We start from the raw sequence: 15,583 nt of genomic DNA, 5'->3' as shown, positions 1-15,583 counted from the left end.
ACGACGCCACCAGCCGGTGGCGTCGTCGTTTTGGGGATCAGGCCAGCGTGATGGTGACGTCGATGTTCCCGCGCGACATTTTCGAATACGGGCAGCGCTGGTGCGCGGACTCGATCAGACCTTCGGCGACCTCGCGCGGCACGCCGGGCAGGCTCACGGCCAGGCGCGCCTGCAGCGCGTAGCCGTCGGCGCCGGTGCCGAGGTCGACTTCGGCATCGACCGCCGTGTCCGCCGGCAGGACAACACGCCGTTCGCGCGCCGCCAGTCCCATGGCGCCGATGAAGCAGGCCGACCAGCCGGCCGCGAACAGCTGCTCCGGATTGGTGCCCGTGCCGGCGCTGCCCGGCGGCGACAACGTGATGTCGAGGCGCCCGTCGTCGCTGCGTGCGCCGCCTTCGCGACCGCCGGTGGTGCGGGTTTTACCGGTGTACAGAACCTTGTCGATCTTGCTCATGATATCTCCTTGTGATTACAGGTGGTTGACGGCGATGACGGCATCGGCAAAGGCGCGCGGCGCTTCCTGCGGCAGGTTGTGGCCCACGCCGCCCTTGATGAGTTCGTGCTTGTACTTGCCGGTGAAACGCTTCGCGTACGCGGCCGGCTCCGGGTGCGGGGCGCCGTTGGCGTCGCCTTCCAGCGTGATCGTCGGCACGGTGATGGCCGGGAACGTCGCCAGGCGGGCTTCCAGCTTCTCGTATTTCGCCTCGCTTTTTTCGAGGCCGAGACGCCAGCGGTAGTTGAAGACGGTAATGGCGGCCTGGTCCGGATTGTCGAGGGCGGCCGCGCTGCGGTCGAAGGTGCGGTCGTCGAAATGCCACTGCGGCGATGCCGTTTGCCAGATCAGCTTAGCGAAATCGTGGTGGTTCTTGGCGTAGCCGGCAGCGCCGCGCTCGGTGGCGAAGTAGAACTGGTACCACCATTGCAGCTCGGCCTTCGGCGGCAGCGGCTGCTTGCCGCTGTCCTGGCTGCCGATCAGGTAACCGCTGACGGAGACCAGGCCCGTGACCCGCTCGGGCCACAGCGCGGCGACGATGTCGGCGCTGCGCGCACCCCAGTCGTAGCCGGCCAAGGTGGCCTTGTCGATCTTGAGCGCATCCATCAGGTCGATGACGTCCTGTGCCAGCGCCGCCGGTTCGCCGTTGCGCACGGCGTTCGCATCGAGGAAGCGCGTCGTGCCGTACCCGCGCAGGTAGGGCACGATCACCCGGTAGCCGGCCTTCGTCAGCTGCGGCACGACCTCGTCGTAGCTGTGGATGTCGTAGGGCCAGCCGTGCAGCAGGATCACGGCGGGGCCGTTGGCCGGACCCGCGTCGACGTAGCCGACGTTCAGCACGCCGGCATCGATCTGCTTGATGGCCGTCTGCGCGTGGGCCGTGCCGAGCGCGGTGATGGCGAGGGCGGCGGCGCCGAGGACGTTGCGAAGCTTGCGGGTCAGGTGCTGGCTCAGGTGCTGGTTCATGTGATTCCTCCGGTGATGGTCAGGTGGCTTGCCGTAAATTGCTTATCGCGATAATCATTATGTCGATAACTTTATCCGAGCGTATCCCGCTTTGCAAGCGCAAAATCCATTATTTCGATAATTATTTTTCCTGCAGCGCTCCGGCCGCACATCGGCCCGCTAGAATGATCATTTCGACAAGCAAGGAGGAGACACCATGGGAGTGACGTGGACCACGGCCCTCGTCGCCGGATGCCTGCTGGCCTGCGCGGCCCAGGCCGCACCGGTGATGGACCCGGTGAAAGTGACGGGCGGACAGATCGTCGGCACGTCCGCCGACGGCGTGAAGGCATTTCTCGGCGTCCCGTTCGCTGCGCCGCCGGTCGGCAAGCTGCGCTGGCGCGCGCCCCAGGCCGTCGTGCCGTGGCAGGGCGTGAAGCAGGCGCGCGAATTCGCGCCTGCCTGCGCCCAGACGGCGCAGTGGGTGTCGAATCCGAAAAGTGAAGACTGTCTCTACCTCAACGTCTGGACGCCCGCCAAGGCGCAAAAGCTGCCGGTCATCGTCTGGATCCACGGCGGCGGTTACTACGGCGGTACGGCCGCCACGCCGATGTTCGATGGCGGCACGCTGGCGCGGCGCGGCATCGTCGTCGTTACGATCAACTACCGTCTCGGCATCTTCGGCTTCTTTGCCCACCCCGAACTGACGGCAGAGTCGCCGGACAAGGCGTCGGGCAACCAGGGCATCGAAGACCAGATCGCGGCGCTGCGCTGGGTGAAGGAAAATATCGCGGCCTTCGGCGGCGACCCCGGACGCGTCACCATCATGGGCGAATCGGCGGGCGGCGAATCCGTCGCGCTCCTCATCGCCACGCCGCTGGCGCAAGGCCTGTTCCAGCGCGCGATCTCGCAAAGCGGCAACGACGCCATGCCCATCGACGCGAGCGAAAACGCGCTGTTCTACCGCAAGGCCGCGGAAAACGAAGGCTTGGCGTTCGCCAAGGCGGTCGGTGCGGCGCACCTGGCGGACTTGCGCGCACTGCCCGTCGCCGCGCTGAAAAAACCGGCGTGGGCGCCGCATCCGATCGTCGACGGCCACGTGCTGCGCGAAGACATGACGACGATCTATCGCAACCACCGCCAGAACGACGTGCCGCTGCTCGCCGGCTGGAATGCGGAAGAGGGCAAGGATCTCGCGCCCGAAATCCTCGGCACGGACCAGTTCACGGCCGCGCATCACCGGGGCCTGGTGGCAAAACTTCTGGGCCATGCACCGTCCGCCGCCTTGCTGGCGGTATACCCGGGCGCGACGGACGCCCAGGCCAAGGCGTCCATCGACCAGCTCACGAACGACTGGTGGGGCTGGCGCACCGTGTACTGGGCCGGACTGCAGGCGCGGTACGGCCGGGCGAAGCCCTACGTCTATTATTTCGCGCACCGGCCGGCGGAACCCGTGACGCCATGCGGCTACGGCTGCGGGGCAGGGCACGGCGCGGAGATCCAGTATGTCTTCGACCATCTCGGCCAGGACGCACGGCCGTGGTCCGCGTACGACCGGCAACTGGCGAACCGGCTGGCCGACACCTGGGCCAGTTTCGCGCGCACGGGCAGTCCGAACGGCAAGGGATTGCCGGCCTGGCCGGCGTTCGACGGGACGCCCGCGTCGATCTTGCGCATCGGCGACAAGGCCGACCTGGATGCGCGCGGCAAACTGCCGGACTTCTCCTTGTTTCCGCAGCCTGCCATGGCCAGATAACGCGGCGTCACCGAAGACATCACGGCACGCAAGTCCATGGCACCGATGAGCCGGCCATAACGATCGCGCAGCCGGACAACCGCAACGCCAACCTGCACGGGTTGGCGTTTTTGTTTATTTAAATTGCGACTTGTTGGAAATGTGGTCATACTGCGTCAGTTGAATTGGTCTGACCAAATTTCAACAAATCAGCGATTCCAATACCAAATTGTGAAAACTGGCCTGACCAAATATCTGGCTCTGGCGATGGAGTCGCTCTGCAGCTGTTCTTGGGTACATCAGAAATTTCACCAATTTTCCCGGAGAAGAAATGACGATTTCCAAAAAGCAGTTATGTCAGGCACTATGCATCGGCGTCGTGATGGCCTGCGCCAGCGCGAGCGCCAATGCGCAAATTTCCTCGCTCGGCGCGAACGGCTGGGCGGCCACCGGCACCAATAACCTGGGCGGCACCGGCACCACCGGCGGCAACGGCGCGGCCGCGGCCAAGATCTACACCGTCTCGACCCGCGCGGGCCTGATCCAGGCTATGTACGGCAACACCGCGACCATCAAGTCCGACGGGTCGTTCAGCGGCACGCTCGACAACAGTAAGAAGATCATCTACATCTCGGGCACCATCAGCCTGAACCAGAACGGGGCCGGCACCGAGCTGACGGCCAATAATTACGTGACCTATGCCAACGCGGCCAGCAGCACGTGCGCGGGCTACGGCTACACCACTTTCGACAAGATCTGGAGCGACTACCTGGCCGCCTACAAGCCGCCGTACGCGAAGGTGCCGCCGTCGACCGACAAGGTCGAGGCGGCGCGCGCCTGCGCCAGCAACCAGATGAAGAAGAACGTCGTCCTGACCGTGCCGTCGAACACCTCGATCATCGGCAATGGCTCGACCGCCAAGATCATCCACGGCAACCTCAAGATCAGCGGCGCGAGTTCGAGCGCACCGGTCGACAATGTCGTGATCCGCAACGTCGCGTTCGAAGACGCGTTCGACTTCTTCACGGCATGGGACCCGACCGATTCCGGCGGACGCTGGAATTCGAACTACGACAACGTGTCGATCCTGTACGCCACGCACGTCTGGATCGACCACTGCACCTTCTCCGACGGCGCGCGTACCGACGACCAGTTCCCGTCCGTGTGGGCCGCACCGTACGACGGCGACCTCTACCACGTCCAGCACCATGACGGCCTGCTCGACATGACCAAGTCGGCCAACCTGATCACCGTGTCGTACAACCACCTGCATGACCACGACAAGTCCATGCTGATGGGCGGCACCGATACGGCCAGCCTGACGGCGGAAAACCCGGGCGTGCTGAAGACCACCTTCCACCACAATTATTTCCAGAACCTCGTGCAGCGGAAACCGCGTGTGCGCTACGGCATGGTCCATATCTACAACAACTATTTCGCCGGCAGCAACAGCGTCACGTTGTATAACTGGCTGGTGGGGCTCACATCGGGCCAGGGCTCGAAACTTTACGTTGAAAATAATGTCTTCAACATCAGCGGCGGCGCGACGGCCGGCGACACGATCGGCGCGTCGGTCTCGTCCGGCAGCACGCTGACCAAGTGCGCCGCCCTGTCGGGCATGAGCACGGCGCGCTGTTCGCCGTATATCTTCGACAGCGGCAACCTGCTCAACGGTGCGGCCGTGAACCTGGGGGCGACCGCCCACAGCGCCAATGCGCTGGTGACCGTCACCGCCACGCCGTGGCCGTCGGCGAGCAATCCGGCGGCCACGCCCTCGGCGACACCGGCCAACTACTACAATTATTCGGTCGAGGCGACCAGCAATCTCGCTACCTCGGTGCCGGCCGCAGCAGGCGTCGGCAAGCTGTAAGCAGCGCCGGCGACGGACAAGAAACGCCGACCCGCACGGGTCGGCGTTTTCGTTTGATCGGCCGTCCCATCCCGCGCCGGCAGGCTGACGTAAGTGCGCAACAATTCAGCAAAGTTCTGTACCATATAATCATTAAATGTTGATGCATGGTAACATTGGCGCACTGGGAGTTTGCCGGGCGGCGGTGTGCCGCCGCCATGCGATTGCTGTCGCAAGCGTCATGGCTTCATGTCTTCCTGCTCAGTTTCGAACACGATGTTTCACTCGCGTCCGCGAGCGGCCGCTCAGATCGGCAGGCTTGGCGCTTGACGTCATATTTCCGAAGGTGGACAGGAATGTCCGAAATCACAGGCACCGCGAATACGACCGCCACGCAACCCGGCACGCCCCGCCTCCATGCAGGCACGGATGTGCCTGGTGTACATCACCCCGACAGCCCGGCGGACCGCCGCCGCCTGCGCTTCCATGAGGGGCTGAGCGGCCGGCCGGCCCTGCTCCTCGCTTGCCTGCTTCCGGCGTTGTGGCTGGTCACCGCGCTGTTCCTGGCGCAAGTGCGGGACCATACCCTGGACGACGCCGACACCGACGCCGCCAACCTGGCGAAAGTGCTGGCGGAAGAGACGCAGTCCTCGGTGTTCGCCGTCGACCGCATGCTGATCGACCTGCGCGAACGCTGGCAGGAAGAACCGCAACACTTCGGCGACAAGGTCAGCCTGCGCCGGTCGCAACTGAACCAGATGACCGGCTTTCGGATCGCCGTCCTGGATGTCGATGGGAAGCTGGTCTTTTCCAGCCTTGCTCCCGGGGCAAAGAACATCGATTACAGCGACCGCGAATACTTCACTGCCTTGCGCGAACGCCAGGCGGACGCATTGTTCATCAACGGTCCGGTCCGGGGGCGGCTCTCCGGCCGGGAGGCTGTCCAGTTCGCCCGTCCCTTGCTCGATGCGACCGGTCGCTTCGCCGGCATCATCGTGTTATCGGTGTCGCCCGAGTATTTCGTTCGCTTTTCCCACGAGATCATGCTCGGTCAGAACGCGGTTGTCGTGCTGGCGCACTCGGATGGGCAGGTGCTGGCGCGCTCGCCCACGCCGGTCGACGGCGCGGAATATTCCCTGAGCAATTTTCCATTTGCCGATCCGACGGCGCCGCGCGCCGGCGTACTGCGGGCGGCGGCGCCGCTCGACGGCGTGGATCGCCTGTACGCCTGGCATACCGTCGAAAAATACGGATTGACCGTCCTGATCGGCCGCTCGATCGAGGACGTGCTGGCATCTTACGAGCGCGTGAAGGAGGGGGCGATTTTCTTCTGCGGTATTTTCTCGGTGCTCATGGTCTGGGTCTGCATCATCGTGCTCATGGGGATTCGCGACCGTGCCGCGGTGCGCAAGGCGCTGGAAGAGAGCGAGTTCCGCTGGAAGCGGGCCGTCGAGGGGGCCGGGCAGGACGTCTGGGACCTCGACTACCGTACCGGCACCGACTTTCTTTCCGCCCGCTGCCAGCGCATGCTCGGTTACGGCGAACACGAGATCCGCACCCTGGCGGAATGGGAAAGCCTGATCCATCCCGACGACAGGGCGCACGTGCTGGCGGCGCTGGACGATTGCCGCACGGGCGCCAGCCAGGCCTACGCGGTCGAGTACCGGATGCGCGGCGGCGATGGCGCATGGCGCTGGATCGCGAACCGCGGCACCAACGTCAGCGTCGACGGCCAGGGCAGGCCGTTGCGCATGATCGGCACGATGGCCGACATTACCGAACGCAAGGAGATGGAAGCGGCCGTGCGCGAAACCGAGGTTGCCGAGAGCCGGGCGCACAGCGACCTGCGTTTCCGCCAGCTTGCCGATGCGATGCCGCAGATCGTCTGGACGGCCGACCCGGACGGCAGCGTCGATTATGCCAACCACGTCATCACGGCGTATTCGGGTTTCGCGGGGCTGTTCGGACCCGGGCAGGGCTGGACCTCCATCCTGCACCCGGACGACGTGGCACCCACGCTGGCCGCCTGGAAGCGGGCCGTCGACGCCGGCGCGGTGCTGGAGGTGGAATACCGGCTGTTCCGGGCCGCCGACCGCAGCTATCGCTGGCACCAGGCACGGGCCCTGCCGATCAGGGACGAGAGCGGCGCGATCGTCAAGTGGTATGGCACGGCGACCGACATCCACGACAGCAAGCTGGCCAATGACGAGATCAGGCGCCTCGCCCGCGGCCTGTCGAACATCCTCGAGAGCATCACCGATGCGTATTATTCGCTCGATGCTGAATGGCGCTTCACCTACGTCAACAAGGAAGCGGAACGCCTGATCAAGCGGCCGCGCGCCGAGCTGATCGGCAAGGTCTTGTGGGACGAGTATCCGGAAATCGCCGGCGGCATCGCCGAGAGCGCATTCCGCATGGCGGCGGCCACCGGCGACCCGGCATCGTTCGAGATGTTCCACGCGCCGTCGAACAGCTGGTTCGAGACGCGCGTGTTCCCGTCGGGCGATGGGGTCACGGTGTATTTTGCCGACATCACCGAGCGCCGCCGGCTGCGTTTGTACAAGGACGAGCAACTGGCGATCCTGGAAAACATCGCGGCAGGGGCGCCATTGGGCGAAGTCCTGGTGGCGGCGACCCACATCATCGCGGAACTCAATCCCTTGGGCGGCTGCGCCGTGATGCTGATGGACGAGGACGGCAGGCATCTCGGCCATGCCGTCGCCGTCGGCCTCCCGGCCGCGCTCGAAGCGGCGCTGGACGGCATCGAGGTCGGCCCGGATGCCTTGCCGTGCGGCCGTGCTGCGTTCGGGCGGCGTCCCGTGATCGCCACCGACCTGGATGCCGAGCCATGGTGGGAACGGGTGGGCAAGCCGGTGGCGCCCGCCATCCGTGCCTGCTGGTCGTATCCGATCCAGGCCGGCAACGGGGAAGTATTCGGTACCATCGACGTGTACACCGCGGCGAACCCGCAGCCGGCCCAGGTCGAACTCGAGATCCTGGGCTCGTGTGCGCACACGATCAGCATCGCGATCGGGCGCGGGCGGGCCGAACAGAAGGCGCGCCAGAGCGAGGAGCGCGTGCGCCTGCTGCAGCGCGCGATCGAAGCGAGCGCCAATCCGATCGTCATCCGCAGCGCGGCCGGGCCCGATTATCCCGTCGACTACGTGAACCCGGCGTTCGAGCGGATCACCGGCTACGAGGCCGGCGAGGTCGTCGGCAGACCGCTGTTATTCCTGTGCGGCGAGGATGTCGCCCAGGACGCGCTGGTCGAACTCGACGCTGCGCTGGCCCAGCAACGCGAAGGCCACGCCGCGCTGCGCACCTATCGCCGCGACGGCAGCCTGGTATGGCTGGACATTTATTGCTCGCCGGTCAGGGACGGCAACGGCGCGGTCACCCACTTCCTGAACGGCATGTATGACATCACGGCAGCCAGGCAATATCAGGAAGAGCTCGAATACCGCGCCGATTACGACGCCGTGACGGGCCTGGCCAGCCGCAAACTGCTGGTCAGCCGCGTCGGGGCCGCGATTGCCCGCGCGGGTGCGCAGGCGCGCCAGACCTGGATCGCGTGCCTCAACTTCGACCGCTTCAAACTCGTCAACGAAACCCTGGGGCACCGCGGCGGCGACATGGTGTTGCAACTGCTGGCGCAGCGCGTGCAGGGCGTCCTCGGGGCCAGCGACACGGCGGCCCGGGTGGGCGGGAGCGAGATCATGTTGTCGTTCGCCGAGGGCAACGACGAGCATACGGTCGTGACCAAGGTACGGCGCATCATGGACGCGATCGCCACGTCGATGCCGGTCAACGGCCACGACTTCTTCATGAGTTCGAGCGTCGGCATCGCCGCTTATCCGGCGGACGGCGACAACGCCGAGACGCTGATGAAGAACGCACATGTCGCGATGCGGCGCGCGCGGGAAGTGCGCAGCAATCACCTCGAGTTCTTCACCAGCGCGATGAACGAGCGCGCGACCGACCGCCTGCGCCTCGAGGGCGACCTGCGCAACGCGCTGGAACGCAATGAACTGGAGTTGCACTACCAGCCGCAGGTCGACGCGCGGACTTGCCGCATCATCGGCATGGAGGCGCTGCTGCGCTGGCGGCATCCCGAGCTGGGCCTGGTGGCGCCGGAGCGCTTCATCCGCATCGCCGAGGAGACCGGGCTGATCGTGCCGATCGGCGCGTGGGTGCTGCGTACCGCGTGCGCGCAGGCCGCGAAGTGGCAGGGGCTGGGCGGCGGCACGCTGCGGGTGGCCGTCAACCTCGCGGCCAGCCAGCTTTACCACACCGACCTGGTGACCATGGTCGAGCGCACGTTGCGCGACAGCGGACTCGATGCCAAGTGCCTGGACATCGAACTGACCGAAAGCCAGGTGATGGACGATGTCGAGCAGGCGCTGGACATCATGCAGCGCCTGAAGGCACTCGGCGTGAAGCTGTCGCTGGACGATTTCGGCACCGGCTATTCCAGCCTGGCGTACCTGAAGCGCTTTCCGATCGATGTGCTCAAGATCGACAAGTCGTTCATCCACAATCTCGCCACCGATCCCGACGATGCCGTGATCGCGCGCTCGATCATCACGCTCGGCCAGAGCCTGCAATTGCAGGTCATCGCGGAAGGCGTGGAAACCGAGGAGCAGTTTGCCTACCTGCGGCGCCATCGCTGCGACCAGATCCAGGGCTATTATTTCAGCCGCCCGCTTCCCGCCGACGAGTTCCAGCACCTGCTGTCGGCACCCAGGGGCGAGCATGCGCCGGCGCCCGGCGATGCCGGGCAGTCGACCCTCCTGATCATCGATGACGAGGAGCAGGTGTCGGCGTCGCTGTCCCGCCTCTTGCGCCGCGACGGTTATCGCATCCTGCGCGGCAAGTCGGGCGCCGAGGGCCTGGCGCTGCTGGCCGCGCACGACGTGCAGGTCGTGCTGTCCGACGAACGCATGCCGGGCATGAGCGGCACCGAGTTCCTGTCCAGGGTGAAGGTCATGTACCCGAACACGATCCGGATCATGTTGTCGGGCTATACGGCGGTGGATTCGATCATCGAAGCCACCAACAGCGGCGCGGTATTCCGCTTCCACGTCAAGCCCTGGGACGACGACGTCTTGCGCAACAGTATCGCGGAAGCATTCCGTTACCACTGGCTGATGCACCGCAACGGTGCCGTGCAGTCGGGGACGGGCGTGACCGGATAAGTCCCGGCGGCGCGCCCGCGCCGTCCTACCCGCCGCCCGGCCGACCGGCGCGGATCTGCGAGGGACCGAGTCCCAGCAGCCGGCGCATCCAGCGCGCCATGTGGCTCGGGTGCGCGAAGCCGGCTTCCAGCGCGATTTCCGTGATGCTGTGCCGCCCCTCGAGCAGGCGCAGGCGCGCGCGCTCGATGCGCCGCTCCAGCACGAACCGGTGGACCGGCACGCCGGTCGCCTGCTTGAACAGGGCCTTGAAATGCGACGGGCTGAATTCGGCGACGGCGGCCAGTTCGGCGAGGGTGAGGTCCTGGTCCAGATGGGCATCCACATACTCGATGACGTGGCGCAGGCGCCATGCGGGCAACGCGCGCGCCGGCGGCGCGGCCCGCGCGGGCGCCTGCAGGGCGATCAGGCGCACGGCAAGTGCCGAGGCCAGGCTGTCGGCGAATATCCTGCCGCCCGGACAGGCGGCATGGTCCTCGGCCTGCATCATCCAGCCGATGCGTTCGATCTGCGGGTCGCGGATGTGGATGGCCGGCGCGAGGTCGAACGTGCGCGTGCCCAGTCCCATGTCTTCGGCGGTGGCGCGCACGTGCGCGGGGGCCAGCCGCAGCAGCAGCGAGGTGGCCGGCTGCGACATGGTCCAGCGCGTACTCGACCCGCCCGGCACGACGCAGAACTGGCCATGCAAGCGCACGCCCTGGCGCTCCGCCTTGCCGGCGCGGTACGACACGGGCACCGGCGCACCCAGGTGGAGGCACAGCACATGGCGCGCATCCACGGGCGAATCGAACCGCCCCGGCGGCACCGGCGACGTGAGCACGTCGAGGAGCGGCAGCGGGCCGCCCGCAGGGCTGGGATAGCAGGAAGGTCGGTCGATCATCGCATCCTCCGGGTACGCGTCGCGTTAATTTACAGGAAATCATCCGCTTGTGTCCGGGACCGGCCGATGATGCTCGCCGGGCAGTGGCGGCGCCGCTAGCATCCTCCCATGCACCAACCCAACCAAGGAGAGGCTAGATGAAACGCAGGAATTTCTTGCAATTGACCGGCGCCGCCGTCGCCGCGACGTACGGATTGGCCGCGGCGGCACGGCCGCCCGCGCCGACGGGCGTGAACGCCTATCGCCAGGCGCGCCGCTTCGCCGACCTGCCGTGCGGCCGCATCGCGTATGTCGAGCGCGGCACGGGCGGCGCGGCGCTGTTCCTGCACGGCGCCCCGCTGAACGGCTTTCAATGGCGCGGCGCGCTCGACCGCCTGGCGCCTTACCGGCGCTGCATCGCCCCGGATTTCATGGGCCTCGGCTACTCGGAGATCCCCGAACGCCAGTCGGTGGCGCCCGCTGCCCAGGCGGCGATGCTGGCGGCGCTGCTGGATGCGCTGCGGGTCGGCCAGGTCGACATCGTCGCGTCCGACAGCGGCGGGGCGGTCGCGCAGCTGTTCCTGGTCCATTACCCGGAGCGTGTGCGCACGATGCTCCTGACCGACTGCGACACCGAACCCAACAGCCCGCCGCCGATGATCAAGCCGGTACTCGACATGGCGAACGCCGGTACCTTGGCCGACGACACCGCCAAGTGGCTGACCGACAAGAACCTCGCACGTTCGACCTTCGGCGCGGCCGTGTACCACGACCCCGCCATTCTCACGGACGACATCATCGAGTATTACGTCACGCCGATGGTGAGCACGCCGTTGCGGCGCAGGCAGTACCACGCATTCCACAAGGCGCTGGCGCCGAACCCGCTGGCGGGGATCGAGGCGACGCTGAGGCGGAGCACGGTGCCGGTGCGGATGGTGTGGGGTTCCGCGGACACGATCTTTCCCGTCGCCGACGCAGCGTATCTGGACCGGACGTTTGCGCGGTCGCTGGGTGTACGCCAGGTGCCCGGGGGGAAGCTGTTTTTTCAGGAGGAGTTTCCGGATGTGATCGCGGAAGAGGCGAGGGGGTTGTGGCGCGTCGGTTGAGCCGCGGTCCAAAAAACGACAACGCCGACCTGCATGGATCGGCGTTTTTGCACGCGCACCCGGGCTTATTTCTGCGGCGTTGCTTCGGGCCTGGCGCCGCCCAGGCCCTGTGCGGCAATCCGTGCGAGCAGTGCGTCGTCGCTCGCCTTGTCCATCGTCGGCGTGCGCGCAAGGATCCACAGGTAGTCGCCCTTGCGGTCGCTGACCGCGGCAAGCCGATAGTCCGGGTCGGGGTCGATCACCCAGTAGTCGCCCCTCACCATCGGAATGAACGGGAAATCGCCGGTGCGAACCGCACTGCGAGTTTGGGCGAGGTCGAGCCGCCGAGCGGGCGCGCGGCACCTGCACCTTGCGCCTGTGCAGGCCTGCTGCCTACGCTGTCGCAGGTCTCGTGCACCTCGGCAACGAGGGCACGATGCAATCTCAGTCGAGTGGCGTCGTCAGTTCTTTCTCGTTCGTGTCCACGACGAACACCGCGAGCAGCTTGGCCGGCGCCGTCTTGCTGGCATTGGCACTGACGCCGTGCCGGTCGCCAGGCATCTCGGAGAAATTCTGCCCTGCTTTGTAGATGGTCTCGGGTCCGTTGTTGACCTTGCTGCGGATCGCCCCCTCCAGCACCGTCGCGTAGATGAAGGCAGATTTGGGATGGGTATGCCCAGGCGAAAAGCCGCCTGGACCGTATTCGACCAGCACGCCCTTGAGGCTCTTGCCCGGAACATTAGGCAGTTCGTGTTGGAAGACCAGCGTTACCTTGGCGTTCTTCGCCTTCGGCGCTTCGGCATGGACACCAGCATATGGCAGACTGGCGACCAGCAGGGAAAGAATGATGCGTTTCATGACGTTCTCACTTGGTTTGCGGACTTGGCGTTGCGCAGCCATTCGTCGAGACCGATGCGGCCGAGGCGCGCTTCGCCCAGAGGCACCAGCGAGTGTTCGCCGACCTTGCCGCCGAAGTAGCGGGCCTCGGGATCACTGACGACCTGGCGCGGGTCGCCGACCGCCTTGAGGTAGCGGGCGATGAATTCGTTGAGCGGTGCGCGTTCCGGGCCGGCGATCTCGACAATACCCATGCGCGGCGTCGCCAGCGCGACTTCGGCAACGTTCGCCGCCACGTCGTCCGATGCGATGGGCTGGAACTGGCCGGGCGCCAGCTTGACGACGTTGCCGACCATGCCTGAATCGGCAATGCCGCCGAGGAATTCCATGAACTGGGTCGCGCGGACGATAGTGTAAGGAATGCCGGACGCCACGATCGCTTCTTCTTGTGCGACCTTGGCGCGGAAATAGCCGTTGTCAGGCATCCGGTCGGTCCCCGCGATGGAGAGCGCAACGTGGTGGCGAACGCCGGCTTCGGCTTCCGCCGCAAGCAGATTGCGGCTGGACGTCTGGAAAAATTCCAGTACGGCCTGGTCTTCCCATGAGGGCGAATTGGCGAGGTCGATCACCACCTGCGCGCCGGCCATCGCCTGTTGCAGGCCCTCGCCGGTGACACTGTTGATACCGCTTTTGGGCGAAGCGGCGACGACTTCGTGGCCGCGCTGACGAAGAATGGTGACGGTTTTCGAGCCGATCAGCCCGGTACCGCCAATGACGACGATTTTCATGATTTACCTTTCACATTTAAGATGCACTTGCGGTCTTCCTGGTTATAAGTCGTTGTAGGCAAGCGATTTGTGACAGGCAATCAGATAGTTTGTGCAGCCGGCCTGCACGGACGCAGGGGGCGCTTCGTCGAGCGGCGCGACCTGTGCGCGCAGGTCGAGGATGGGATCCCGCCGGTTGCACTGGGAGTTGAACCGAAACGGGTCGTCAGGACAGGGCGTGCCGCGAGGGGGGCGTGGGTGAAGTGGGTGAGGGACCGGCAATGGACCGGACAGGGGGACGTTCTGTTTTCGGAAACAAAAACGCCGACCTGCATGGGTCGGCGTTTCGTTTGTTGCTGAATTCTTTGGTGGCCCGGGGCGGAATCGAACCACCGACACAAGGATTTTCAATCCTCTGCTCTACCAACTGAGCTACCAGGCCAAAGGAGGCACGATTATAGCGACGGGTTTGCGAAGTCGCAAGTCCTGTCGAGCAAATTTCCTGCTGCGGGAGGGCGAAATGTCCGTCCTGTTCGCCGGAAGCGGCCCGCGTTGAAGCGTCTATAATGTGTGTCATGAGCACACAAACCACTTCCTCCGCACATCATCGCAATGTCGCCCGCCGCAGCGACGTCTGCATCGTCGGCAATGGCGCGATCGCCAAGACGGCGGCGCTGGGCCTGTCGCAGGCCGGGCACAGCGTCACGCTGCTCGTGCCGCCCGCGCGCCCGGATGCGCCGGCGGCGGCCGGCGGCGAGAAGCCGTGGGACGTGCGCGTGTATGCGCTCAACCACACGGCGCATACGCTGTTGTCGTCGCTCAAGGTGTGGGGCGCGCTCGACATGGCGCGCGTGGCGCCCGTCGACGCGATGGACGTGCAGGGCGACGGGGAGCAGGGCGGCCATCTCGGCTTCGATGCGTTCGGCGCGCACGCGGGGGCGCTCGCGTGGATCGTCGAGGACAGCAACCTGAACCAGGCGCTCGATGCCGCGCTGCGCTTCGCCCAGAACGTCGAGACCGTTACCGGACGCGCTTGCCGGATCGTGAGCGGCGCGGACAATGTCGAGGTCGAACTGGAAGACGGCAAGGTGCTCGCGGCCCAGCTGCTGGTCGGCGCCGACGGCCGCGATTCCTGGGTGCGCGGACAGTGCGACATCGGCATCGATTACCGCTCGTACCACCAGCGCGCCATCGTGGCGAATTTCTCGTGCGAAAAGCCGCACCACAACGTCGCGTATCAATGGTTTACCTGCAAGGATGGCGTGATCGCGCTGCTGCCGCTGCCGGGCAATCAGGTGTCCCTGGTATGGTCGGCGCCGGACACGCTGGCGGACACGATCATGGGCGAATCGCTGGGCGAGCTGGCGATTCGCCTGGGCGAGTATGCGGACGGCAAACTGGGCCTGCTGAAACCGCTGCAGCCGGAAGCCGTCAAGGCGATCCCGCTGGCGCTCGTGCGCCCGCATGCGGTGACGGCGCCGCGCGTGGCGCTCGTCGGCGATGCCGCCCACGCCGTGCATCCGCTGGCCGGACACGGCATGAACCTGGGCTTCGGCGACATCATTGCCCTGCTCGACACGATCGCCGCGCGCGATGACCATCAAGGGATCGGCGACGAGCGCGTGCTGGCGCGCTACGCCAGGGCGCGCAAGGAAGACGTGTTGCTGATGCAACTCGCCACGGATGGCCTGGAGCGTTTGTTCGGCGCAAATCTGGAGCCCGTGCGCGTGGTTCGCAATTTGGGATTAAACTTGCTGGATAAGTTGCCCTTGATCAAGCGACGGCTGATCGCCCATGCAATGGGCAGGTAACGTGCCAAAT

Annotated in this window: 11 protein-coding genes and 1 tRNA gene; 5 read left to right on the top strand and 7 right to left on the bottom strand. The window is 65.8% G+C overall.

Translation table 11 applies throughout. The features are described from left to right. Positions 1 to 37: 37 nt before the first annotated feature. The gene (locus tag U9J41_RS23240) at positions 38 to 454 is read right to left on the bottom strand and encodes an organic hydroperoxide resistance protein (protein WP_322404523.1); all 417 of its coding nucleotides are present in this window, start codon (positions 452 to 454) and stop codon (positions 38 to 40) included. A gap of 15 nt (positions 455 to 469) precedes the next feature. Continuing rightward, positions 470 to 1,459: an alpha/beta fold hydrolase gene (locus U9J41_RS23235; RefSeq protein ID WP_322404522.1), complete on the bottom strand. Its 990-nt coding sequence runs from the start codon at positions 1,457 to 1,459 to the stop codon at positions 470 to 472. 196 nt (positions 1,460 to 1,655) lie between these two features. Here U9J41_RS23235 and U9J41_RS23230 point away from each other — a divergent pair, with 196 nt between their 5' ends. From U9J41_RS23230 to U9J41_RS23220, 3 genes are all read left to right on the top strand, one after another. Further along, positions 1,656 to 3,194: a carboxylesterase/lipase family protein gene (locus U9J41_RS23230; RefSeq protein ID WP_322404521.1), complete on the top strand. Its 1,539-nt coding sequence runs from the start codon at positions 1,656 to 1,658 to the stop codon at positions 3,192 to 3,194. A 310-nt stretch (positions 3,195 to 3,504) separates the two neighbouring features. Continuing rightward, positions 3,505 to 5,043, top strand: coding sequence for a pectate lyase family protein (locus tag U9J41_RS23225; RefSeq protein ID WP_322404520.1), 1,539 nt, complete (start codon positions 3,505 to 3,507; stop codon positions 5,041 to 5,043). 335 nt (positions 5,044 to 5,378) lie between these two features. Next, positions 5,379 to 10,217, top strand: a complete 4,839-nt coding sequence (locus U9J41_RS23220) for an EAL domain-containing protein (protein ID WP_322404519.1) — start codon at positions 5,379 to 5,381, stop codon at positions 10,215 to 10,217. Between the two features lie 25 nt (positions 10,218 to 10,242). Here U9J41_RS23220 and U9J41_RS23215 read toward each other — a convergent pair whose 3' ends face one another. Continuing rightward, positions 10,243 to 11,094, bottom strand: coding sequence for an AraC family transcriptional regulator (locus U9J41_RS23215; RefSeq protein WP_322404518.1), 852 nt, complete (start codon positions 11,092 to 11,094; stop codon positions 10,243 to 10,245). Positions 11,095 to 11,231: 137 nt separating this feature from the next. On the opposite strand from U9J41_RS23215, the gene U9J41_RS23210 reads away from it, so the two are divergent. Beyond that, on the top strand, positions 11,232 to 12,179 hold the full coding sequence (locus U9J41_RS23210; RefSeq protein WP_322404517.1) for an alpha/beta fold hydrolase: 948 nt from the start codon (positions 11,232 to 11,234) through the stop codon (positions 12,177 to 12,179). 65 nt (positions 12,180 to 12,244) lie between these two features. Here U9J41_RS23210 and U9J41_RS23205 read toward each other — a convergent pair whose 3' ends face one another. From U9J41_RS23205 to U9J41_RS23190, 4 genes are all read right to left on the bottom strand, one after another. Further along, a complete protein-coding gene (locus U9J41_RS23205) occupies positions 12,245 to 12,421 on the bottom strand; it encodes a lipocalin family protein (protein WP_322404516.1) in 177 nt (58 codons plus the stop codon). Between the two features lie 181 nt (positions 12,422 to 12,602). After that, positions 12,603 to 13,016, bottom strand: coding sequence for a cupin domain-containing protein (locus U9J41_RS23200; RefSeq protein ID WP_322404515.1), 414 nt, complete (start codon positions 13,014 to 13,016; stop codon positions 12,603 to 12,605). Continuing rightward, positions 13,013 to 13,783: an SDR family oxidoreductase gene (locus tag U9J41_RS23195; RefSeq protein WP_322404514.1), complete on the bottom strand. Its 771-nt coding sequence runs from the start codon at positions 13,781 to 13,783 to the stop codon at positions 13,013 to 13,015. Before U9J41_RS23195 ends, U9J41_RS23200 begins: the two co-directional genes overlap by 4 nt. Positions 13,784 to 14,128: 345 nt before the next feature. Then, a tRNA-Phe gene (locus U9J41_RS23190) sits at positions 14,129 to 14,204 on the bottom strand. A gap of 133 nt (positions 14,205 to 14,337) precedes the next feature. Between U9J41_RS23190 and U9J41_RS23185 the strand changes: the two genes are divergently transcribed. Then, positions 14,338 to 15,573 carry an FAD-dependent monooxygenase gene (locus U9J41_RS23185; RefSeq protein WP_322404513.1) on the top strand — a complete coding sequence of 412 codons (1,236 nt, stop codon included), beginning with the start codon at positions 14,338 to 14,340 and terminating at the stop codon, positions 15,571 to 15,573. Positions 15,574 to 15,583: the final 10 nt, after the last annotated feature.

Origin of the sequence: Massilia luteola (genome assembly GCF_034420155.1) — a bacterium.
Taxonomy (GTDB): domain Bacteria; phylum Pseudomonadota; class Gammaproteobacteria; order Burkholderiales; family Burkholderiaceae_D; genus Telluria; species Telluria luteola.
Note: the sequence above shows the minus strand (reverse complement) of the source record. Positions and strands in the feature narration are given on the sequence as shown.

Bases quoted from the DNA above. Each gene is read 5' to 3' on its own strand.
- U9J41_RS23240 (WP_322404523.1), bottom strand. From the start codon at position 454: ATGAGCAAGATCGACAAGGTTCTGTACACCGGTAAAACCCGCACCACC.
- U9J41_RS23235 (WP_322404522.1), bottom strand. From the start codon at position 1,459: ATGAACCAGCACCTGAGCCAGCACCTGACCCGCAAGCTTCGCAACGTC.
- U9J41_RS23230 (WP_322404521.1), top strand. From the start codon at position 1,656: ATGGGAGTGACGTGGACCACGGCCCTCGTCGCCGGATGCCTGCTGGCC.
- U9J41_RS23225 (WP_322404520.1), top strand. From the start codon at position 3,505: ATGACGATTTCCAAAAAGCAGTTATGTCAGGCACTATGCATCGGCGTC.
- U9J41_RS23220 (WP_322404519.1), top strand. From the start codon at position 5,379: ATGTCCGAAATCACAGGCACCGCGAATACGACCGCCACGCAACCCGGC.
- U9J41_RS23215 (WP_322404518.1), bottom strand. From the start codon at position 11,094: ATGATCGACCGACCTTCCTGCTATCCCAGCCCTGCGGGCGGCCCGCTG.
- U9J41_RS23210 (WP_322404517.1), top strand. From the start codon at position 11,232: ATGAAACGCAGGAATTTCTTGCAATTGACCGGCGCCGCCGTCGCCGCG.
- U9J41_RS23200 (WP_322404515.1), bottom strand. From the start codon at position 13,016: ATGAAACGCATCATTCTTTCCCTGCTGGTCGCCAGTCTGCCATATGCT.
- U9J41_RS23195 (WP_322404514.1), bottom strand. From the start codon at position 13,783: ATGAAAATCGTCGTCATTGGCGGTACCGGGCTGATCGGCTCGAAAACC.
- U9J41_RS23185 (WP_322404513.1), top strand. From the start codon at position 14,338: ATGAGCACACAAACCACTTCCTCCGCACATCATCGCAATGTCGCCCGC.